General features: G+C 62.2%; 24 protein-coding genes and 1 tRNA gene. 11 read left to right on the top strand and 14 right to left on the bottom strand.

Annotation, left to right across the window (positions count from 1 at the left end; all coding sequences use genetic code 11):
• Positions 1–15: 15 nt before the first annotated feature.
• Together cobS and EN807_RS07995 are read right to left on the bottom strand one after the other, a co-directional pair.
• Positions 16–1,002 (bottom strand): cobaltochelatase subunit CobS, encoded by a 987-nt coding sequence (gene cobS / locus EN807_RS08000; RefSeq protein ID WP_135934521.1) that lies wholly within the window; start codon positions 1,000–1,002, stop codon positions 16–18.
• Between the two features lie 123 nt (positions 1,003–1,125).
• Entirely contained in the window at positions 1,126–1,755 is a 630-nt protein-coding gene (locus EN807_RS07995; protein ID WP_036262308.1) for a J domain-containing protein, read from the bottom strand.
• 193 nt (positions 1,756–1,948) lie between these two features.
• Here EN807_RS07995 and EN807_RS07990 point away from each other — a divergent pair, with 193 nt between their 5' ends.
• The gene (locus EN807_RS07990) at positions 1,949–2,251 is read left to right on the top strand and encodes a BolA family protein (protein WP_077372975.1); all 303 of its coding nucleotides are present in this window, start codon (positions 1,949–1,951) and stop codon (positions 2,249–2,251) included.
• A gap of 3 nt (positions 2,252–2,254) precedes the next feature.
• Here EN807_RS07990 and EN807_RS07985 read toward each other — a convergent pair whose 3' ends face one another.
• The 4 genes from EN807_RS07985 to EN807_RS07970 all read right to left on the bottom strand — a co-directional run bounded on the left by EN807_RS07985 (position 2,255) and on the right by EN807_RS07970 (position 5,825).
• A complete protein-coding gene (locus EN807_RS07985; protein WP_135934520.1) occupies positions 2,255–3,058 on the bottom strand; it encodes an alpha/beta hydrolase in 804 nt (267 codons plus the stop codon).
• 90 nt (positions 3,059–3,148) lie between these two features.
• Positions 3,149–4,042, bottom strand: coding sequence for a transporter associated domain-containing protein (locus EN807_RS07980; RefSeq protein ID WP_135934519.1), 894 nt, complete (start codon positions 4,040–4,042; stop codon positions 3,149–3,151).
• Positions 4,039–5,223 carry a 3-dehydroquinate synthase gene (gene aroB, locus EN807_RS07975; protein ID WP_135934518.1) on the bottom strand — a complete coding sequence of 395 codons (1,185 nt, stop codon included), beginning with the start codon at positions 5,221–5,223 and terminating at the stop codon, positions 4,039–4,041. Before aroB ends, EN807_RS07980 begins: the two co-directional genes overlap by 4 nt.
• On the bottom strand, positions 5,220–5,825 hold the full coding sequence (locus EN807_RS07970; RefSeq protein ID WP_029348639.1) for a shikimate kinase: 606 nt from the start codon (positions 5,823–5,825) through the stop codon (positions 5,220–5,222). The genes aroB and EN807_RS07970 overlap by 4 nt, the downstream gene beginning before the upstream one ends.
• Before the next feature lie 273 nt (positions 5,826–6,098).
• Here EN807_RS07970 and EN807_RS07965 point away from each other — a divergent pair, with 273 nt between their 5' ends.
• The 5 genes from EN807_RS07965 (at position 6,099) to EN807_RS07945 (ending at position 10,024) form a co-directional block, all read left to right on the top strand.
• The gene (locus EN807_RS07965; RefSeq protein WP_029348640.1) at positions 6,099–6,251 is read left to right on the top strand and encodes a hypothetical protein; all 153 of its coding nucleotides are present in this window, start codon (positions 6,099–6,101) and stop codon (positions 6,249–6,251) included.
• Positions 6,252–6,281: 30 nt separating this feature from the next.
• Positions 6,282–7,199: a site-specific tyrosine recombinase XerD gene (locus tag EN807_RS07960; RefSeq protein ID WP_095517831.1), complete on the top strand. Its 918-nt coding sequence runs from the start codon at positions 6,282–6,284 to the stop codon at positions 7,197–7,199.
• A 99-nt stretch (positions 7,200–7,298) separates the two neighbouring features.
• Positions 7,299–8,249, top strand: a complete 951-nt coding sequence (locus tag EN807_RS07955; protein WP_065007391.1) for an acetyl-CoA carboxylase carboxyltransferase subunit alpha — start codon at positions 7,299–7,301, stop codon at positions 8,247–8,249.
• A gap of 198 nt (positions 8,250–8,447) precedes the next feature.
• Positions 8,448–9,743: a murein L,D-transpeptidase family protein gene (locus EN807_RS07950; protein ID WP_135934517.1), complete on the top strand. Its 1,296-nt coding sequence runs from the start codon at positions 8,448–8,450 to the stop codon at positions 9,741–9,743.
• A 5-nt stretch (positions 9,744–9,748) separates the two neighbouring features.
• A complete protein-coding gene (locus EN807_RS07945) occupies positions 9,749–10,024 on the top strand; it encodes a sulfurtransferase TusA family protein (protein ID WP_135934516.1) in 276 nt (91 codons plus the stop codon).
• A 286-nt stretch (positions 10,025–10,310) separates the two neighbouring features.
• Here the strand turns inward: EN807_RS07945 and EN807_RS07940 are convergent, their stop codons facing one another.
• Positions 10,311–11,420 carry a GTP-binding protein gene (locus tag EN807_RS07940; RefSeq protein WP_135934515.1) on the bottom strand — a complete coding sequence of 370 codons (1,110 nt, stop codon included), beginning with the start codon at positions 11,418–11,420 and terminating at the stop codon, positions 10,311–10,313.
• 4 nt (positions 11,421–11,424) lie between these two features.
• Positions 11,425–12,594, bottom strand: a complete 1,170-nt coding sequence (locus tag EN807_RS07935) for a D-alanyl-D-alanine carboxypeptidase family protein (RefSeq protein ID WP_135934514.1) — start codon at positions 12,592–12,594, stop codon at positions 11,425–11,427.
• A 231-nt stretch (positions 12,595–12,825) separates the two neighbouring features.
• Here EN807_RS07935 and EN807_RS07930 point away from each other — a divergent pair, with 231 nt between their 5' ends.
• The gene (locus EN807_RS07930; RefSeq protein WP_135934513.1) at positions 12,826–13,989 is read left to right on the top strand and encodes a M20 aminoacylase family protein; all 1,164 of its coding nucleotides are present in this window, start codon (positions 12,826–12,828) and stop codon (positions 13,987–13,989) included.
• Positions 13,990–14,148: 159 nt separating this feature from the next.
• On the opposite strand, the gene EN807_RS07925 is transcribed toward EN807_RS07930, so the two are convergent.
• Positions 14,149–14,445, bottom strand: a complete 297-nt coding sequence (locus tag EN807_RS07925) for a DUF768 domain-containing protein (protein ID WP_127317286.1) — start codon at positions 14,443–14,445, stop codon at positions 14,149–14,151.
• A gap of 150 nt (positions 14,446–14,595) precedes the next feature.
• Here EN807_RS07925 and EN807_RS07920 point away from each other — a divergent pair.
• Positions 14,596–14,672: transfer RNA gene (locus tag EN807_RS07920), tRNA-Arg, on the top strand.
• 35 nt (positions 14,673–14,707) lie between these two features.
• Here EN807_RS07920 and EN807_RS07915 read toward each other — a convergent pair.
• Positions 14,708–14,905, bottom strand: coding sequence for a hypothetical protein (locus tag EN807_RS07915; RefSeq protein ID WP_135934512.1), 198 nt, complete (start codon positions 14,903–14,905; stop codon positions 14,708–14,710).
• A 177-nt stretch (positions 14,906–15,082) separates the two neighbouring features.
• Between EN807_RS07915 and EN807_RS07910 the strand changes: the two genes are divergently transcribed.
• A complete protein-coding gene (locus EN807_RS07910; RefSeq protein WP_135934511.1) occupies positions 15,083–15,721 on the top strand; it encodes a DUF6766 family protein in 639 nt (212 codons plus the stop codon).
• Between the two features lie 24 nt (positions 15,722–15,745).
• Here EN807_RS07910 and EN807_RS07905 read toward each other — a convergent pair whose 3' ends face one another.
• The 4 genes from EN807_RS07905 to EN807_RS07890 form a co-directional block, all read right to left on the bottom strand.
• A complete protein-coding gene (locus EN807_RS07905; RefSeq protein ID WP_135934510.1) occupies positions 15,746–15,952 on the bottom strand; it encodes a KTSC domain-containing protein in 207 nt (68 codons plus the stop codon).
• Positions 15,953–15,964: 12 nt separating this feature from the next.
• Complete coding sequence (locus EN807_RS36410; RefSeq protein ID WP_246684036.1) at positions 15,965–16,126, bottom strand: hypothetical protein; 162 nt, start codon at positions 16,124–16,126, stop codon at positions 15,965–15,967.
• A gap of 280 nt (positions 16,127–16,406) precedes the next feature.
• The gene (locus tag EN807_RS07895) at positions 16,407–17,543 is read right to left on the bottom strand and encodes a PHB depolymerase family esterase (protein ID WP_135934509.1); all 1,137 of its coding nucleotides are present in this window, start codon (positions 17,541–17,543) and stop codon (positions 16,407–16,409) included.
• 434 nt (positions 17,544–17,977) lie between these two features.
• Positions 17,978–18,460, bottom strand: a complete 483-nt coding sequence (locus EN807_RS07890; RefSeq protein ID WP_135934508.1) for a YidB family protein — start codon at positions 18,458–18,460, stop codon at positions 17,978–17,980.
• A 137-nt stretch (positions 18,461–18,597) separates the two neighbouring features.
• Between EN807_RS07890 and EN807_RS36405 the strand changes: the two genes are divergently transcribed.
• On the top strand, positions 18,598–18,864 hold the full coding sequence (locus tag EN807_RS36405; RefSeq protein WP_246684035.1) for a recombinase family protein: 267 nt from the start codon (positions 18,598–18,600) through the stop codon (positions 18,862–18,864).
• Positions 18,865–18,937: 73 nt separating this feature from the next.
• Entirely contained in the window at positions 18,938–19,213 is a 276-nt protein-coding gene (locus EN807_RS37610; RefSeq protein WP_348640243.1) for a recombinase family protein, read from the top strand.
• The last annotated feature ends 36 nt before the right edge of the window (positions 19,214–19,249 follow it).

The raw sequence follows: 19,249 nt of genomic DNA, 5'->3' as shown, positions 1-19,249 counted from the left end.
AGAATCGAGCCATGCTTAGCCCAGCACCACATTGGCGGCCGATTCGGGCAAATCCTCGCCGAAGGCGCGCTGGTAGAACTCGGCCACGAGCGTGCGTTCCAGCTCGTCGCACTTGTTGAGGAAGGTAAGCCGGAACGCCATGCCGATATCGCCGAAGATCTCGGCATTCTCGGCCCACGTGATGACCGTGCGCGGGCTCATGACGGTCGAAAGGTCGCCGTTGATGAAGGCCGAACGCGTCATGTCGGCGACACGCACCATCTTGTTGACGATCTCCTTTCCCTTGCCATCGCGATAGTGCTTGGCTTTGGCCAGGACGATGTTCACCTCATTGTCGTGCGGCAGATAATTCAGCGTGGTGACGATCGACCAGCGGTCCATCTGCGCCTGATTGATCTGCTGGGTGCCATGATAGAGGCCGGTGGTATCGCCGAGGCCAACCGTGTTGGCGGTGGAAAACAGCCGGAACGCCGGATGCGGGCGGATGACCCGGCTCTGGTCGAGCAGCGTCAGTCGACCGGACGACTCCAGCACGCGCTGGATGACGAACATCACGTCCGGACGGCCGGCATCGTACTCGTCGAAGCACAGCGCGACATTGTGCTGGTAGGCCCAGGGCAGGATGCCATCGCGGAATTCGGTGATCTGCAGGCCTTCCTTGACAACGATGGCGTCCTTGCCGACGAGGTCGATGCGGCTGACATGGCTGTCGAGATTGACGCGCACCATAGGCCAGTTGAGACGGGCGGCGACCTGCTCGATATGCGTCGACTTGCCGGTGCCATGGTAGCCCGACACCATGACGCGGCGGTTGTAGGCGAAGCCGGCGAGGATCGCCATCGTTGTGTTCTTGTCGAACAGATAGTCGGGATCGATGTCGGGCACATGCTCGCTCGTCACCGAATAGGCCGGCACCACCATCTTGGACTCGAAGCCGAATTTCTCCTTCACCGACACGGTGCTGTCGGGCAGGTTGGCGATGTCGCGATCGACCTTGTTCATCACTGTCAACGTCTCCACAGGCGAAACGCCTGATTTCGCCGGCAATCGATTTTGTCCGGGGGCGGTCTTAGAGCCTTTTCCAACCTTATGAAAGTTGGAAAACGACACGAACCGAATGGTCGCTCAGCACAATCCTGCCTGCTTGAGCACGCGATAGGCCTGGAGCACATCGCGGAACCGGTCTTCCGAACCTCTGTCGCCGCCATTCGCATCCGGATGGTGGCGTTTCACCAGTTCCTTATAACGCGCCTTGATATCCTTGCCAGTCGCCTTTGTATCAAGGCCAAGCGTTTCCAGCGCCTTGGCCTCAAGCGGCTTAGCCTTGCGCTCACGCGCTTCGCGCGGATCCTTCGGGCCTTTGAACAGGTCGAACGGATCGCGCATGCGGTTGTAGTAGCCGGCGCGGCCGGAACGCTGCTGGGCGAAATCGGGCGAGGAGCGCGTGGAGGCACCGTTGACGCCCATCTTCCATGTCGGCCGGTGGCCGGTCATCGCTTCCTTCTGGAAACGGGCGATCTCGGTGTCTGGGACACCGGAGAAATAATTGAAACCCTTGTTGTACTCGCGCACATGATCAAAGCAGAACTGGAAATATTCGCCCTCCTTCATGCGCCCGACCGGCGCGCGATGGGTGCCGGCCTCCTTGCAACCGTCCCATTGGCAGATCGGCGAGCGCGACTTCAGCTCCGCATCCTTCTCCGGGCGGATGCGAATTTTTTCGAAATATTTGGGGTACGGTTTCATCTCACCCATTTATGGGCTGTTCGCTGGTGCGAAACAAGAATTGACATTTTTGCAATGATCGCCCTAACCGCTGAATCGCGGCATAAAGCGGGCGATCGGCGAATTTTGTCGCGGCGACGGTACCGCGCGTCCTTCCGGACGCGCAAAGGGCGCCGATTTTCGAGGGTCATGCGCTCGCCATATGTGGTGAAGGGAAGTACGAATGTCCATACAGTCAACGATGGAAGGCAAGTTGAAGAAGGCGTTCTCGCCGGAGCGGCTGGTCATCATCAACGAAAGCCATCTGCATGCCGGCCATCACCATCAGGATTCCGACCATCACGGCACTTATGACGGCACCGGCGAGACGCATTTCCGCGTCCGCATCGTCTCCTCAGCCTTTGCCGGCATGAGCCGAATCGAGCGCCATCGCGCGGTCAACGCATTGCTGGCCGACGAGCTGAAGGCTGGTGTCCACGCGCTGGCGATCGAGCCGGCCGCGCCGGACGAAAAGACCAGGTGGTAGGCTTCAGCCGAGCGCCGCGTTCAGGAAAGTCATCACTGCACGGGTCAAGGTGTCGCCTTCGTCGCCGAAGTCGCGGTTGATCGACATGTGCGAATAAGCGCTGCCGTCGAACAGTGTCACCTCCGTTCCAGTCGCCCGCAGGCGCTCGGCGAAGGCCCGTGAGGCCGCCGCACGACCCGATGCGCGCGAATAGGCGATAAAGGTCGGCGGATGTTTGCGGCTCCCGACATGGGTGGCAGGCGACAGCGCGCGCCACTGCGCCGGGTCGGGAAAGGCCCGGGCATAGGCCGGTGTCATGCCGCCGCTCCTCGCAAGCGCCTCCAGATCATAGGCCCTGGTATCGTTCAGAACCAGCGCCGCGACGCCGGGCAGACCGCCGCGCAGCCCGGTCAGTGCGGCGAGATGGCTGCCGGCCGAATGGCCCATCACCGCTATCCGGTTCGGATCGCCGCCGTATCTGGCGATGTTGGCGCGCACGTAACGATATGCCTGCTCGACATCGTCGGCCTGGGTGGCGACATCAGCCTTAGGCAGCATCCGGTAGTCGATCGAGACGAAGCAGAAGCCATTGTCGAGCAGGAAGCCCGGCTTGACGTCGACGTTGGTGCGATTGCCGGCTCGCCAGGCACCGCCATGGATGAAAAGGACCACAGGCACGGAGCTAGCGCCAGCGCGCGCGTAGATGTCGAGCCTGGCCGGTCCGTAGTCGAAGGTTTGCGGAGATGGCGAAAGCCGGCGCGACGCCGCCGAAGCGCTGGCCGGCAACAAAGCCATCGACATCAAAAGCAGGGTTCGCCGATCGATCACGTCATCTCCAGACCGCCCAGTCGAAAAGTGCACGCCGGCGCGGCGAGCGTGCAGTCAAGGATGGGTTAGCTGCGACAGAACCTACCAGAACTAGACGTCACCGGCCGGCCTGATCCTCAGCCTTGCGATCCTGTTCTTGTCGCGCTTCATGACGACGAAGCGCTTGCCGTGAAAGGTGAACGCCTGCTTCTCGTCCGGGATCAATTGCGTCTCGTGGATGACGAGACCGGCAATGGTGGTGGCTTCTTCGTCCGGCAGGTCCCAGGCGAGCGCCCGGTTCAGGTCGCGGATCGACACAGTGCCGTCGACGACGACGGAGCCGTCGGCTTCCTGCTTGACGCCCTGCACGTCGATATCGTGCTCGTCGGCGATCTCGCCGACGATTTCCTCGATGATGTCCTCCAGCGTCACCAGCCCCTCGACCTCGCCATACTCGTCGACGACGACTGCGAAATGCGCCTTACGACGCAGAAAGGCGTTGAGCTGTTCCTGCAGTGTCGTGGTATCGGGCACGAACCACGGTTTTGAAGCGATCTTCATCACGTCGATCTTGGAAAAGTCGTTGCCGACATCGTTCAGCGCGCGCAGCAGGTCCTTGGCATGCAGCACGCCGACGATGTTGTCGAGCGAGCCCTTCCACAAGGGCATGCGGGTATGCGGGCTCTGCAGGATCTCGCGCACCACCGCTTCCGGCGGATTGTCGGCATTGACCGAGCGCATGTTGGTGCGGTGGACCATGACATCGGAGACTTCGAGCTCGTCGAGATCGGACAAGCGGCCGATGCGGGCGCGATCCACGTGCACCACCTGGCCGTCGCGCCGAGAATCGTTGACGGCACCGCGCGCTTCATCATGGTTCGAATGCTGCGGCCCGATGCGCTGCAGCTCATAGCCGAAGGCGGCGAGCAGGCGCAAGCGAAACGCGAAAGCGAGCAGGCCGAGCCCGGCAAGGACAGCAGCAACGATCCAGCCGGCCTCGTTCATCCCGGGCGGCTCTTCTGCTGACCCCGGCTGCCTTTCGGCTGACCCGGGCGGCCTTCCTGCTGACCCGGATGGTTATCCCTGAGAAACGACAGAATTTCCGAGGCCGGCACATCCCTGGCGATGAAGGCCTGGCCGATGCCGCGCGTCAGGATGAAAGTCAGCGCGCCGCGCGAGACCTTCTTGTCCTGGGTGATGAAGGCAAGGAGGGCCTCGGCAACAGGCAATTCACCCGGAATATCGGCCATGCACCAAGGCAGGCCAACGGCGCGAAGATGCGCCTCGACGCGCGCCGCATCGTCGGGGCTTGCCAGGTTGAGGCGTGACGAAAAGCGATAAGCCAGCGCCATGCCGATGGCGACTCCCTCGCCGTGGACGAGACGCGCGCTGTCATATTGGGTGGCGGCCTCGAGCGCATGGCCGAACGTGTGGCCGAGATTGAGCAGCGCGCGGTCGCCGGTCTCGAACTCGTCGCGGGCGACGACTTCGGCCTTGGCGCGGCAGGCTTCGGCGATGGCCTCGGCCCGCTCCGGGCCGCCGGCGAACACTTTGCCCCAGTTTTCCTCCAGCCAGGCGAAGAAGTCGGGGCGATCGATGAGCCCGTACTTGGCGAGTTCGGCGTAACCCGCCCGGAATTCCCGGATCGGCAGCGTATCGAGCACCTCGGTGTCGGCCAGCACCAGTTTCGGCTGATGGAAGACGCCGACGAGGTTCTTGCCGCGCGCACTGTTGATGCCGGTCTTGCCGCCGACGGATGAGTCGACCTGCGCCAGCAGCGAAGTCGGGATCTGCACGAAGTTCATGCCGCGGCGCACGATGCCGGCGGCAAATCCGGCCAGATCGCCGATGACACCGCCACCGAGCGCGATGACGACATCGCCGCGTTCCAGTCTTGCGGCGAGCACGCCGTCCACCACCTCTTCGAGATGCGCGAAACTCTTGGTCTTTTCCCCAGCCGGCAACGTGATCACGGCGGGCTGGATGCCGCCCTTTTCAAGGCCGGCCTTCAACGTCTCGAGGTGTGCTGCGGCGACATTGACGTCGGTGACCACCGCGGCGCGCGTGCCGGGCAGGCGGCGCGAAATCTCGCTGCCGGCGCGCAAAATCAGGCCGGAGCCGATCAGTATGTCATAGGCACGATCGCCGAGCCCGACTTCGACGGTGACTGTCGTATTGGTGCTCACGACCGCACCTCGCCTGTCGCGGCCGCAACGCCGAAATACCCGCAAAGCGCATTCACCACCTCGGCCGCGATGACCTCCTTGCGATCGTCGCGGGTCGGCACGGTGACATCGGCGGCCGCGTAGACCGGATAGCGCTCAGCCATCAACCGCTCGATGACGGCGCGAGGGTCGGCGCTTTTCAGGAGCGGCCGGTTCTGCTTCTTGGAAACGCGGTCCATCAAGAGGTCGATCTCGGCCTTCAGCCATACCGACACGCCATGGCCGGCAATGGCCTCCCGCGTCTGCGCACTCATGAAGGCGCCGCCGCCCGTCGACAGCACCTGCGGACCATGTTCCAGCACGCGCAGGATGACCCGCTGCTCCAGCGCCCGGAACTCGGTCTCGCCATAGCGTTCGAACAATTCAGGGACGCTCATGCGCGACACGCTTTCGATCTCCTGATCGCTGTCGATGAAAGGCAGTCCCAGAATCCCCGCCACCTTGCGGCCGATCGCCGTCTTGCCGGCGCCCATAAGGCCGACAAAGACGATGGAACGGTTGCCCAGCCGGCCGAGCAGCGCGGCATGGCTCTCATCGGGAGGATTTGCTGGTAGTGCGTTCATGACACCATGATGTTCCTAAGCAGGTTCCGCCAAGTGTCCTACGGTTTGGCGACAAGAACTGCGACAGGCCAAAGAATCTAAGCAGGCATTCGTGGGCCAGCCCACGAATGCCTGCTTAGGCCCTCTTTGCCGGCGTATCGACATCAAAAGCCTGATTGCGTCAAGCGTGGCGGCGCCGAGCGTCGTCCGAGCTTCGCCCTTGAATTGGCCGGATTGGCGTCTCATAAGGGCACAGGGTTTGGAAACGCAGAACAAGAAGACGGGCGAAAATTGATGCCGACACTGTTCCGCTTTGTCGTGACGCTCACGATTCTGGCCGGCATTGTCTATGGCACGATGTTCGCTCTGGCGATGTTCGTCGAGCCGAGAAAGACCGAAATGAGCGTACGCATTCCTCCCGAAAAGCTGAACCCCAAGAAAAACTGACCCAAAAAGAGAAAAACTGACCCAAAAGAAATGAATAGCGCGGCCCGCATCGAAGCCTTTTTGGAAATGATGAGTGCCGAGCGCGGCGCTGCCGAAAACACGCTTTCCAGCTATCGCCGCGACCTCGAAGACGCTTCGGCCGAGATCGACGGCGGGCTCGCGGGTGCCGCCGCCGCCGATATCCGCGGCTATCTCGACGAGATCGCGGCGCGCGGTTTTGCTGCCACCTCGCAGGCACGCAAACTGTCGGCGATCCGCCAGTTCTTCAAGTTCCTCTATGCAGAAGGCCTACGCGGCGACGACCCGACCGGAACCTTGGACAGTCCGAAGAAGGGCCGGCCGCTGCCGAAGACGATGAGCGAGGCCGACACCGGCCGGCTGATCGACCGTGCAGCGCAGGAGGCAGCTGACGCCTCGCTGAACGATGGCGACAACCTGGCGGCGCTGCGCCTGCATGCCCTGGTCGAGGTGCTCTACGCCACCGGCCTGCGCGTTTCCGAACTGGTCGGCCTGCCGGTCACAGTGGCGCTGCGCGACGATCGTTTCTTCATGGTGCGCGGCAAGGGTGACAAGGAACGCATGGTGCCGCTGTCGGCAAAGGCGCGCATGGCAATGCGGGCCTGGCTCGCTGCCCGGGCAACGGTGCCGGCTTTCGCAGATAGCCCGTTCCTTTTTCCAGCAGCAAGCGACAGCGGCTATCTCTCCAGGCAGGTTTTCGCCCGCGACCTGAAGGGCCTTGCCGCGCGCGCCGGCATCGCCTCGGCGAAAATATCGCCGCATGTGCTGCGCCATGCTTTCGCCAGCCATCTCCTGCAGAACGGCGCCGATCTCAGGGCCGTGCAGCAGTTGCTTGGCCATGCCGATATTTCAACGACGCAGATTTACACGCATGTGCTGGAGGAGCGGCTGGTGCGGCTGGTCAACGATCATCATCCGCTTGCCGACTAGACGTCATATCGCTATGTGAGGACGACGTTCCACCGCCCGGCGCCTCTATTTCCCAGGTTCCGTCAGTCATTGCCTCCCGGCTTATCGGTCCGCTCAAGAATGTACAATTACCTCGATTTCGAAAAGCCGGTTGCCGATCTCGAAGGCAAGATTGTCGAGCTGAAGAAGCTCGCCGAGAATGGCGAGGCGGTCGATGTCGGCGATGAGATCAGCCGTCTCGAGAAACGCGTGCGTGACGCATTGCGCGACACTTATAGGGCGCTGACCCCGTGGCAGAAGGTGCAGGTGGCGCGCCATCCGGACAGACCGCATTGCGTCGACTACATAAAGGGCCTGTTCAACGATTTCACGCCGCTTGCCGGCGACCGCAATTTCGGCGAGGACCAGGCGATCGTCGGCGGCTTCGCCCGCTTCCGCGGCGAGCCGGTGGCGATCATCGGCCAGGAAAAGGGTTCGGACACGGCCAGCCGGCTGAAGCATAATTTCGGCTCGGTACGGCCGGAGGGATACCGCAAGGCGGTGCGGCTGATGGAACTCGCCGATCGCTTCAACATCCCGTTGCTGACGCTGGTCGACACGGCCGGCGCCTATCCCGGCGTCAATGCCGAGGAGCGCGGCCAGGCCGAAGCCATCGCCCGCTCGACCTCGGCCTGTCTCGGCCTGAAGGTGCCGTCGATCTCGGTGGTCATCGGCGAAGGCGGCTCGGGCGGTGCCATCGCGATCGCCACCGCCAACCGCGTCTACATGCTCGAGCATGCCATCTATTCGGTGATCTCGCCGGAGGGCGCCGCCTCGATCCTGTGGCGCGACACCACCCGCTCGAAGGATGCAGCGACCAACATGAAGATCACCGCCCAGGATCTGCTGGAGCTGAAGATCATCGACGCCATCATTGCCGAACCGCTCGGCGGCGCCCATCGTGGCCCGGAAACGGTGATTGCCGCCACCGGCGACCTCATCGCGAAGACGATGAAGGAGTTCTCCGGCGCCAACACCGATTTTCGCGAGCAGCGCCGCGAAAAATACCTGGCTATGGGGCGAAACCTTTAGCGAGATGGGTGTCCGCGCCGCAATGTGGCAAGATTGAGCGCTTCCGCCACAAAAATGCCGCGGCATTCGGTTCAATCAAATTGCTGTAAGGGGATGCGTCCGGCGCTTGCGGTAAGGAATTTTCAAGGTTAACGGGCTTAGGGTTGGGCCTGACGGCGTTGATGCCTGCGGTGCGAAAGAAAAGACATAGCCATATCCATGTTTGCCAAGCTTGCCCGCACCGGACTTCTGATTGCCGCGATAGGCGTCGCCGGCTGCAATGATTCTTCGATGAAGGATTTTGCCCCCCACGCCAATAAGCCGCTGCCCGACAAGATCCTGGCCAGCATGAACGCCAAGGGCATGACCCGCACCTCGCCGGTGATGGCCCGCATCTTCAAGGAAGAGGGCAAGCTCGAAATCTGGAAGGCCAAGACCAACGGCCGCTACGACTTGGTCGCCAGCTACGACATCTGCAAATGGTCGGGCAAGCTGGGCCCCAAATTCACCGAAGGCGACCGCCAGGCGCCGGAAGGCTTCTATACGGTCCGTCCGGCGCAGATGAATCCGCGGTCGAGCTACCACCTCGCCTTCAACATCGGCTACCCCAACGCCTACGACCGCGCCAATGGCCGCACCGGTTCCCATCTGATGGTCCATGGCGCCTGCTCGTCGTCGGGCTGCTATTCGATGACCGACGCACAGATCGAGCAAATCTACGCCTTCGGCCGCGACGCTTTCCAGGGCGGCCAAACCGAGTTCCAGATCCAGGCCTTTCCATTCCGCATGACCGCCGCCAACATGGCGCGCTATCGCAAAGATCCGAACTACGAATTCTGGAAGATGCTGAAGGTGGGCTACGACAATTTCGAGATCACCAAAGTGCCGCCGAAGGTCGATGTCTGCGAGAAGCGCTATGTCTTCAACCAGGTCGCGGCTGACGGCGTGACCTTCGATCCGGCCGGCGCCTGCCCCGCGACCACGCAGCCGGATTCGCTGAAGAGCGCCTTCAATGCCTATCAGAGCACCTACGAAGCGGCTTTTAACGGCGCGGTCAAGGCCAGCGTGCCGGCGCCCAAGCCGACCATCGCCGGGATCAAGGAAGCCAGCATCGTCTCCGAGTGGTCGAAGAAGCGCGCCCGTGGCGAACGCGTGCCGATCGAGCCGCCCTCGCTCAACGCCGACGGCTCGTTGACGGCGACGGCACGCATGGGCCGCATCGATTCGCCGGCGGGCCGCAAGATGGCCGCGCTCGACGCGGAGAAGGCCGCCAAGCAGAAGGCCGAGGAGCAAAGGCTTGCCGCGATAGAAGCAGCCAAGGCCGAGAAAGAGGCAGCTAAGGCTCAGGCTCTGGCTGAAGAGGAAGCGGTCCGGGCCGCAGCCGAAGCGCCTGTCGCCACTGCAACCGTCGTGCCCTCCGGGGCCGCCGCGGCAATCGAAACGCAGGCGGCGAGTGCCGACGAAAGCACGACGACAAGGCTGAAGAAGAGGCTGCTCGGCATGTTCGGCGGCTGAGGTTCATGCTTGAACGAGAAGATGGGGGCCAAGAAGACAGGCCCTCAACCAGCCCCACCGCCGTCTACGATCTCAAAGGCCTGAACTGCCCGTTGCCCGTGCTCAAGGCAAAAAAGCGGTTGGCAACAATGCAGCCGGGCAGCCGTCTGTGGCTTGAAACCACTGATCCCCTCGCCGTCATCGACATTCCCGCCTTCTGCACCGAGAGCGGCCATCGATTGATCGAAACGGCAGCGATATCAGGCGGCCATCGCTTCCTCGTCGAGCGCGGCGGTGGCTGAGTCTCAACTTAGCTCGTTCTGGCGAAAACGGCTGAGCGGGACAATCTCCCCCATGAGGGGGAGATGCCAAGTTTTGGCAAAGAGAGCAGGCCAGAGGGGGTTGCCGCGCGTGAAGCGCCCACCTTTTCTTTCGTCCTACGGGGCGTCGCGCCAGCCGAGGCGACCCCCTCTGTCGCCTTCGGCGACATCTCCCCTCAAGGAGGGAGATTGGCAGTTGCACGGACGCCGCCAGCTCCGGAAGGTTTGCAATTCCGTTAGAGGGCAGTGCGGCGTTCGAAAATTGAAGCTACCGCCCGGCGATGGCCAGCGGGTTGTTTTCCAGCGCTGCGCGGTCCGGTGTATCGATCGACGGCCGGCTGGTCACGGCGGCAAACAGCCGGCGGACGTAGTCTTCCGTCATGTCGAGCGTGATCAGCACCAGCCTTGTGCCGCGTTGACCGTCCGGCCAGGACGGCAGCCGCGCCGGCGGATGCAGAATCTTCTGTACGCCGTGGACGACCAGCGGCCGCGACGGGTCTTCCAGCAATTCGATGACGCCCTTCATGCGCAACAGGCGCTCGCCATGCGCCGATCGCAACAGGTCAAAGAACATCTCGATCGCCGAAAACGGCACCGGCCCTTCATGAACCAACGAGTAGGAGCGCACGCGGGAATCGTGCCGATGGTCGTGATCGTGCTCATGGTCGCCGTGGTCATGATCGCCATGGTGATCATGGGCGGCTTTCTCGTCCAGCCAGCGCCGCACGTCGGCGGACTTGGTGGCCGGGTTGTAGAGGCCGCAATCAAACAGCGCCGCCGCTACATCGGTCCTTCTGTCACCCGCATCGAGCAACTCGGCACCCGGATTGATCTGCCGCAGCCGGGCCCGCAAGGCCCCGACGTCGCGCGGATCGGTGGCCAGATCGGCTTTCGTCAGCCCGATGCGGTCGGCGACGGCCACCTGCTTCGCCGCCTCGACATGGGCGTCGAGCGTCGCATTGCCATTGACCGCATCGACCAATGTGATGACGCCGTCGAGCCGGAAGGCCTGGACCAGCGCCGGATGCGCCATGATCGACTGCAGCACCGGCGCCGGATCGGCGAGGCCGGTGGTTTCGATGATGACGCGGGCAAGCCGGGCGATGCGGCCGGTCTGCAGCCGGTCGACGAGATCGGCCAGCGTGTCGACCAGTTCGCCGCGCACCGTGCAGCAGAGACAGCCGTCGGAAAGCTGGATGATGCCGTCTGAGGCCTGTTCGACCAGGAGATGGTCGATCGCCACCTCGCCGAACTCGTTGATGATGACCGCGGTGTCGGCAAGCGCGGGATCTCTGAGCAGCCGGTTGAGCAGCGTCGTCTTGCCGGCGCCGAGAAAACCGGTCAGCACCGAGACGGGAATGGGAAAGCCGCTGCTCATCAGGCTAGTTCAAGGCTTTGGCGGGTGGGTTGCCCTGGGCCGCGGTGGCGGAACCGATCACTGTCGGCTCGGCACCGGGCGGCGGCGGCAGGTCGGGCCGCCAGCTCGGCAGCGGCACGTCGGCATATTCCCGGCCCGATGCATCGAGCATGGCCTTCGGCTTCGGCCCGGTGGCGCCGCCAAGGCCGACGGCGATCAATGTCGGCACATGGTCGAGCTTTTCCCGATAGGGAGATTTTGGCGCATTCTTATCGCCGACGGGGACAGCTTCCGACTGCTCCTTAGCCGGCTTCTTCCTGCAAATCTCGTCATTCAGGTCGTTGACCGATGTGGTGTCGCCATAGGAAGGCAGCGCCGCCACCGTCAACCAGCCCGTTCTCGGCGTGGCAAAGCCGTGGTCGAGCAGCCTGGCGACGGTCTCGGCGCGGGTGACGGCCGACCTCTCGCCAAGCACCACCGCCACCAGCGTGCGGCCGTCGCGTGTTGCCGAGCCGATCATGTTGAAGCCCGAGGGACAGACGAAACCGGTCTTCATGCCGTCGGCGCCGGGATAGCGGCCGATCAGAAGATTGTAGTTCGGGATCTGCTTCTTGCCGACGGCCAAGCCCTCGATCGAGAACCATGGGGCATATTGCGGAAATTCCGTACGGATCGCCATCACCAGCAAGCCGAGGTCGCGCGCCGTCGTATACTGGTCCGGCGAAAAGAGCCCGTTCGGGTTGACGAAATGCGTTCCGGTCATGCCGAGCCGGCGCGCCTCGGTGTTCATGCGTTCGGCGAAAACGGCCTGCGAACCGCCGATGTTCTCGCCGATGGCCATGGCGACGTCGTTGGCCGATTTGACCAGCATCATTTTCAGCGCGTTGTCGAGCCGCATGACCGAGCCCGGCTTGAAGCCCATCTTGCTCGGCGGCTCGCCGGCGGAACGCTTCGTGACCTTGATCGGCGAATCGAGCTGGACCTCGCCGGCCGCGATCGCGCGGAACGTCACATAGGCTGTCATCAGCTTGGTCAGCGAGGCAGGATACCAGCGCTTGAAAGCCTCCTGGTGCTGGAGGATCTTGCCATTCCCCAGTTCGAACACGATCGTCGGATTGGCGAGAGCCGGTCCGGCCAGCACCGGAAGCGCCACGGCGCCCGCCAGCAATAGTTTGAGGAAATGCCTGTACCGCATGGTGGAATTCGAAATCGCCTCTTGCCGCAGTCGCCTCTGGCTCCGTAAGATTTGCTACGCGATCGCCAGCATGGTGATCCGGTCCCTCTATCCGGATTGCAATCTTGCGGTGCTATTTAGCCTATGTGACGTCAAGATGGCAAAGTGCCTGAAGGACAATTGTAAAACAGCAGGCACAATTGCAAAGCAGCAGGCAGAACCCGTCTGCTCCAACAGCGAGATGGAACCATCATGCCGATCCTGAACCGCGCCGCCGAAATGCAAGACGAGGTCGCCGGCTGGCGCCGCCATCTGCACCAGACGCCAGAGCTGAATTTCGACGTCTTCAAGACCGCCGCCTTCGTCACCGACAAGCTGAAGGCCTTCGGTTGCGACGACGTGGTGACCGGGCTCGGCAAGACCGGTGTCGTCGGCATCATCCGCGGCCGCCTGGGCGAAGGCACGACCATCGGCCTGCGCGCCGACATGGACGCGCTGCCGCTCAACGAGATCACCGGAAAACCCTACGCCTCGACCATTCCGGGCAAGATGCACGCCTGCGGCCATGACGGCCACACCGCGATGCTGCTCGGCGCTGCCAAATATCTGGCCGAGACGCGCAATTTCGCCGGCTCCCTCGCGGTGATCTTCCAGCCGGCCGAAGAAGGCGGCGGCGGCGGCAACGAGATGGTCAAGGACGGCATGATGGAGCGCTTCGGCATCTCCAAGGTGTTCGGCATGCACAACATGCCGGGCCTGCCGGTCGGGCAATTCGCCATCAAGCCGGGCCCGATCATGGCGGCGACCGCCGAATTCACCATCACCGTCAAGGGCCGAGGCGGGCATGCGGCGATGCCGCACGGCACGATCGACCCGATCGTCATCACCAGCCAGCTCGTCGGCGCTCTGCAGACGATCGCCTCGCGCAGCACCGATCCGGTCGAGGCTGTCGTGGTGTCGGTGACGAAATTCCACGCCGGCGACGCCTACAATGTCATTCCCGAGAGCGCCGAGATCGCCGGCACCGTGCGCACGCTGAAGAAGGAGGTCGCCAGGAAGGCTGAGGAGCGCGTGCGCGCCATCTGCGAGGGCGTGGGCGCGGCCTTCGGCGCAACGATCGAGGTCGATTACAATGCCAATTATCCCGTCACCTTTAACCATCCGGAAGAGACGGTCTTTGCCAGCGATGTCGCGGCTGTTATCGCCGGCGACGCTCATGTGCACCGCGCCATCCAGCCGGTGATGGGCGGCGAGGATTTCTCCTACATGCTGGAAGCGCGGCCGGGCGCCTTCATCTTCATCGGCAATGGCGACACCGCCGGTCTCCACAATCCTGCCTACGACTTCAACGACGAAGTCATCCCGCACGGCATGAGCTATTGGGTGAAGCTCGCGGAGACGGCGCTGGCCGCCTAATGCATACAAAGCCTACCCTGGGGCTTGCCCCCGAGGGTAGTACGCAGCCAACGCGACGCCGATACCCACCCACGCATCTATCATGGGCGGTCATGTAGGGTGGAGGGGAGCCGCAACCGCTGGGATTCTTTTCGAAATCAGTGGATGGCGCCTGGACCGCTATGGTCCGCTCTTCGGGTCCTCGACCTCCAGCGCCTCCATGACGGGCGCCAGATCACTCTCTTCGACCGGATCGGCCTGCTGCTGTTCGCCAGTCCGGGCCTTGTCCAGAGCTTTCTCAATCGCCTCTTCAATGTCGCCGATCTCGTCTTCGCGTACCTCGTGACCATAGCCGGCCGCGTCGGCATCTTGTTCGAATTGCTGAGCCAGGACCGCCACGCTCACCTCGCTTTCAGCGGGCAGGTTACCGACGTTCTCCTGGAGCCAGGTTTCAAAGAACTCTTTCGTAGCACTCATGCGGCATCTCCTTCGGCACACTAAAGCGCAGCGGAGGTCCGAAGTTCCGCTATCCCCAGCTCATCTTTGCGATCCACCTCGCAACCGGCCGATTGCATCGAGCCTGCCTCTTGGCGAAACGGTCCGAAGCGGCTATGTGTCGGGCCGCGTGGTCCCGTAGCTCAGTAGGATAGAGCGGCAGATTCCTAATCTGTAGGTCACAGGTTCGATTCCTGTCGGGATCACCAACAAAATCAATAGCTGGTGATCATTTGGGCGGTGGTCATGTCGCGCCATGTTGCAATTCGCTACCGTTGATTTCCAAGGGTTTCCTGCGACTATCGGCGGATCCACGCGACATGGCCGCGACATGGGGGAGGCTGGGACGTTTTTTACCGGCAAACAGGTAATCAGCGATGAATTCGAGATATTGCTGGAAGCTCACGATGGCGAGAAGGTCGTCAAGATCGCGGCCGGGCATGTGGGCGCGGTATTATCGGCGTTGGGCCGAGGGCACCCTTGCCAACATCGATGCCGGTCTCGTCGAGTTGATGCCATCTTTGGCGCGGTTCGTGCCGCCGGCCAAAGGTCGAGGCGGTGAGGATCGAAGAGGTTCTGGAGAACTGGCGCTAGTCGAAGGCTCGAGGAAGACACGACCATGAGAACCATTTTTCGGGACAACGGGCTTACGATCGTCTTGGTGGCGATGTTCCTGTTCAGCACCGTCGGCATGATCTGGTCGGGCCGTTCTGCCTACAATCAAGACCTTCGTGAGCATGGCTCGGCAGCGATCGGGTTGTTGGCTTATTTGAAAAGCGGCAACTTCCTCTCGGCGCTATTCGAAAACTGGGAAAGCGAATTCCTGCAGATGTCGGCCTATGTCATGCTAACAGCGATGCTGTTTCAGCGCGGCTCGGCCGAGTCGCGTGATCCCGATGATCCCGACCGGCCCAAGCACGAACTTCCGACCGCCACCCGCAGGCGCAATCCGATCCTGTCGTGGCTCTATTCCTACTCGCTTGGCATAGCACTGGCCCTGCTGTTCATCATCTCCTTTGCCTTGCACTGGTGGGCGAGCCTGACTGCTGCGAACGAGGAAGCGCTGCTGCACGGCGGCAAGGTTCAATCGATAGGAAGCTATCTTCTCGACGCCCAGCTATGGTTCGAGTCGTTTCAGAACTGGCAGTCGGAGTTCCTGTCGACCGCGGTCCTGGTCGTCCTGTCGATTTTCCTGCGCCACAAGGGCTCCCCGGAATCGAAGCCTGCTGGCGCGTCAAATTCCGAAACCGGCGCATGAGTCTCCGCGTGCAGCTAACGATCGCTATGCGTCGGCAATCAGGCGGTACCCAAAACGGTCGCGAATGTGGTCGCTAAAGAAGCGGCCTTTTACGAAGGCGTTTCGGAAGGCCGCATAGGTCTCTGGCGCAACAGCCTCGTAGTCGTAACGTTTGCCGCTCGCCACGAACCACACCGAGAGAACCTTGGTCTGCGGATCGTACTCGGTTTTGCGGATTGAGGTTGATGGCATGATGTCGGCGCTCTATACGAGCGCCATCGGCATGTAGCGGATCATCACCGTGTCCTGCCGGAACCGCCGTTCGAGCTCGGCGCGCCGTCTGCGCCAGTCCGGTAGATCGATCTCCTCCACCATCACTTCGAAGATGACGAGATCATCTTTGCTGGCTGCTTGCCATCCTGCCACTGACCTTCCGCGGGCGCCTGCAGGTAGGCCGTAACGCCTTCGAAACAGTTGGCCAGGTCTTCCTTCACACGGTCGAATCCTCCCCGGCCAAAAGGCCGGCCGGTGTTGTCCGCGCGGGGAAGCAGTATCTGGACGAGGTGCATGGCGACCGCTCGATGAAAAGCGGTCAACGATTGCAAAGACAACGCGTTCCTTTGCTTGGCCGGGCGATTGACCTATGCGGACGGCATCGGGGCATTCGTCCCCGAGAGTGAGGGGGCGAGCGATTTGCGCCGTCCACCTAGAGCATCAAACCGGCCGCCCGAAGGGCATCCTCGATGATCTTCTTCACGCCGGGCTGGCCCGATTCCGTGTGACGCGGGAACTGATGGAGGGCATTTTCCATAGCTGGCGCCGGTGACTGGGGTAGTGGCCGTTGGCTGGCGGGCACTTGCGGCCTTGATTTCCGGGAGGCGCTTTCCTCCGTTGCCGCGATCCCCCAGAACTGCACAATCTCGCGTGTGGAGGCGATGCCGACATCAATCATATAAGGTCCCGGAGCGCCGAGGCCGTTGCCGAGCGGCGTGCCGTGGTCCATCCCGGCGATCATGTTGATTTCGATCAAGGCCTCTCCCGCGCCGTTACGCCAGACCTGCTTTGCGTGCGGTCCGGCAGCTTCCACGAGCGTCGGTGCTTTTTCGAGCCGGTGGACGCCTCGCCATTGGCCTGCGATCGCTTCCGCGTTGGAAGGCGAAACCGTGTGGTCAGCGGCACCGTGCCAAATCGAAATCCTCGGCCACGGTCCCCGATGATCCGATGCGCGGCGGAGCGCCCGTTGCAGATCCGGTTCCGATGGACCGCCGTGGCCGCGCATGCGATCGAACGCCTCCGGGATTGTCGTTGCGCTGCCGTAGGGCAGGCCGGCAATTAACGCACCGCCGCCAAACACTTCCGGATAGGTCGCCAGCATGGCCGCCGCCATTGCGCCTCCGGCCGAGAGGCCGGTGATGAAGATTCGCCTTCGGTCGAGACCGTAGGTGACGACCATAGTCTCGATCATCTGGCGAATCGAAAGCGCCTCGCCCGAACCACGCTTGGTGTCGCCAGGCTGGAACCAGTTGAAACAGAGGTTCGGATTGTTGCCGCGTTGCTGTTCGGGAAAGAGCAGCGCGAAGCCAGCCTCGTCGGCGAGTTGGGACCAGCCGGAATGATGGTTATAGCCGGCCGCGTTCTGTGTGCAGCCATGCAGCACGACGACGAGCGGGGCGCCCTTGGATAGGTGATTGGCAATGTAGAACTTCGCTCCCAACCCGCCGGGATTGGTACCGAAGTCGGCCAGCGTCTGGAGATGGTCCGACGCGCCGAGGTCGGCGGTATGCGTGGCATGTCGCGCCCGCAGCGCGGCGAGGCGGGCGATGGTATCGGAGATTTTTCGCAATGGAGCCGTCCCTGTTGTAACCGCCCGGAAGACGGCAATCTGTGCAACGCACGCGCAGCAATATCGTTGCTGCACTGCACAATAACAAGAGAGCTGGGGGAGTGGAGTCCGGCCGACCTCTGCGCCGGCCGTGAGTAGACGTCTTCAGCCTCGACTAGCTGTGGGATAGAGCGCGTCTTCTTCGTCGTCGTGCTGCTTGCCGCCTAACGCTGCCGCTGCGCTGGCGGCTTGTGGCGTCATCCGCCGCAACGAGGTCATCGGCCGAGGAGCGTCGTAAATCCGTTGGCGAAGCTTCCGAAATTGTTGGCCCGAATATGGCCGTCAGAAACGGAGACGGCGATGTGATCAGCACGCTGCAAGACTTGTCGGCATTGGCCCGCGGCAGCACGCGCCGCCCCCATGCAGGCACAGGCACACGCCGGCTGGATCATTGATCAGCTACCTTTAGTCTGGGTCGTATTCGGGGGCACCTCATCGAGCAGGGTCGTTTCATCCGAGCCGTGCGTCGGCTCAACTGGGGGTATTTCCCCATTCGGGGTCATCTGATTGACGGCATCAGGCAGATCTCGCGTGATCCTGGCAATGAGCTCCTCTCGCGAAAGACCGGTCTGCATAGAAAGAGCCGTGAGCGTATCCTCGTCTATGGCCATCTCCACCTCGCGTGGCTCGATTGGCTGGTTCGGCCCAGTGCTCACCCAAGAGTCTACCTTCGATCCCGCGCCCACATTTCTAAATCGTTCGAGGATGTCGCCGAGAGCAGTGCCCGACACACCTTTGGACAGTTGATCGACGATTCCACCTTGCGGATTGTTCGGATCGCGCTCTCGTGCGCGACGGATCATGTCTCCGATCTTGTCGCGGTTCTGGTAAGCTAGAACCCCAAGCATCGCGATCGCTAATTTTCCCAGATTTGCCATTGGTTCCTCCTCGTTCAGATGGAGAAGGGCTCGGCCTCGCAAAAGTTCCGCGAACGATGATCTAATATTGTGCAGGACGCACGCTGCAATTTGCGGTTTCCAACTATCACTTTGAAAGAACTTGGCTTTCGTCGTCGATGAGCAAACTGCAAACGGTGGTTTGCAGTTTGCACAACAGTTGGAACAGCAACATGCCGACCGCAATCGCGTATTATCGGGTTTCCACACAGCGGCAAGGACGCTCGGGCTTGGGCATTGAGGCCCAGCCTGCTGCAGTCGCCCGCTTTGCCGAGGCCGAGTGGATGATCATCCTCCAGGAGTTCACCGAGATCGAAACCGGAAAGGGCGCGGATGCTCGGAACCGACCAAGGCCGCCCTCGCCCCTTGCAAGACCACTGGAATGAAGCTCGGTAATCCGACCAATAAAGCGGAAGCTGCAGCGAGAGGTCGAAAGATCTCGATCCGGGAGGCTGACAGATTTGCCCAGACCGTGCTGCCATCATCGCGCCCATTCAGCACTCTGGCACAATCAGCCTGCGCGGATTAGCAATCGCTCTGAACAACCGCGGGATTCGAACAGCGCGAAATGGCCAATGGCAGGTATCGAACGTCCGCAATCTGCTCTTGCGAACTTCCGCGACCCTTAAGACGTCGAGTTCTGCTTTTATAGGCGGGAAATTGATCAGTCGGGTGATCATTCGTAATCGCCCATCGTGTCACCAGCGAGGCGTCGGCTCACGGGCGGGGTCGTAAAATCGCACGCCGAGCCGATGTTTCTTTCGCTGGTGC

The organism is Mesorhizobium sp. M5C.F.Ca.ET.164.01.1.1 (assembly GCF_004792125.1).
GTDB lineage: Bacteria > Pseudomonadota > Alphaproteobacteria > Rhizobiales > Rhizobiaceae > Mesorhizobium > Mesorhizobium wenxiniae.
The sequence above is the reverse complement of the archived record's forward strand: the minus strand, read 5'-3'. Positions and strand labels throughout refer to the sequence as shown.

What these genes read in the sequence shown, in the direction of transcription:
- EN807_RS07995 (WP_036262308.1), bottom strand. Translation starts at nt 1,755, where the DNA reads ATGGGTGAGATGAAACCGTACCCCAAATATTTCGAAAAAATTCGCATC.
- EN807_RS07960 (WP_095517831.1), top strand. Translation starts at nt 6,282, where the DNA reads ATGAATAGCGCGGCCCGCATCGAAGCCTTTTTGGAAATGATGAGTGCC.
- EN807_RS07890 (WP_135934508.1), bottom strand. Translation starts at nt 18,460, where the DNA reads ATGGCAAATCTGGGAAAATTAGCGATCGCGATGCTTGGGGTTCTAGCT.
- cobS (WP_135934521.1), bottom strand. Translation starts at nt 1,002, where the DNA reads ATGAACAAGGTCGATCGCGACATCGCCAACCTGCCCGACAGCACCGTG.
- EN807_RS07940 (WP_135934515.1), bottom strand. Translation starts at nt 11,420, where the DNA reads ATGAGCAGCGGCTTTCCCATTCCCGTCTCGGTGCTGACCGGTTTTCTC.
- EN807_RS36405 (WP_246684035.1), top strand. Translation starts at nt 18,598, where the DNA reads ATGAGCAAACTGCAAACGGTGGTTTGCAGTTTGCACAACAGTTGGAAC.
- EN807_RS07945 (WP_135934516.1), top strand. Translation starts at nt 9,749, where the DNA reads ATGCTTGAACGAGAAGATGGGGGCCAAGAAGACAGGCCCTCAACCAGC.
- EN807_RS07925 (WP_127317286.1), bottom strand. Translation starts at nt 14,445, where the DNA reads ATGAGTGCTACGAAAGAGTTCTTTGAAACCTGGCTCCAGGAGAACGTC.
- EN807_RS07980 (WP_135934519.1), bottom strand. Translation starts at nt 4,042, where the DNA reads ATGAACGAGGCCGGCTGGATCGTTGCTGCTGTCCTTGCCGGGCTCGGC.
- EN807_RS07965 (WP_029348640.1), top strand. Translation starts at nt 6,099, where the DNA reads ATGCCGACACTGTTCCGCTTTGTCGTGACGCTCACGATTCTGGCCGGC.
- EN807_RS07930 (WP_135934513.1), top strand. Translation starts at nt 12,826, where the DNA reads ATGCCGATCCTGAACCGCGCCGCCGAAATGCAAGACGAGGTCGCCGGC.
- EN807_RS07905 (WP_135934510.1), bottom strand. Translation starts at nt 15,952, where the DNA reads ATGCCATCAACCTCAATCCGCAAAACCGAGTACGATCCGCAGACCAAG.
- EN807_RS07955 (WP_065007391.1), top strand. Translation starts at nt 7,299, where the DNA reads ATGTACAATTACCTCGATTTCGAAAAGCCGGTTGCCGATCTCGAAGGC.
- EN807_RS07950 (WP_135934517.1), top strand. Translation starts at nt 8,448, where the DNA reads ATGTTTGCCAAGCTTGCCCGCACCGGACTTCTGATTGCCGCGATAGGC.
- EN807_RS07935 (WP_135934514.1), bottom strand. Translation starts at nt 12,594, where the DNA reads ATGCGGTACAGGCATTTCCTCAAACTATTGCTGGCGGGCGCCGTGGCG.
- EN807_RS07910 (WP_135934511.1), top strand. Translation starts at nt 15,083, where the DNA reads ATGAGAACCATTTTTCGGGACAACGGGCTTACGATCGTCTTGGTGGCG.
- EN807_RS07990 (WP_077372975.1), top strand. Translation starts at nt 1,949, where the DNA reads ATGTCCATACAGTCAACGATGGAAGGCAAGTTGAAGAAGGCGTTCTCG.
- EN807_RS07970 (WP_029348639.1), bottom strand. Translation starts at nt 5,825, where the DNA reads ATGAACGCACTACCAGCAAATCCTCCCGATGAGAGCCATGCCGCGCTG.
- EN807_RS07915 (WP_135934512.1), bottom strand. Translation starts at nt 14,905, where the DNA reads ATGCCCGGCCGCGATCTTGACGACCTTCTCGCCATCGTGAGCTTCCAG.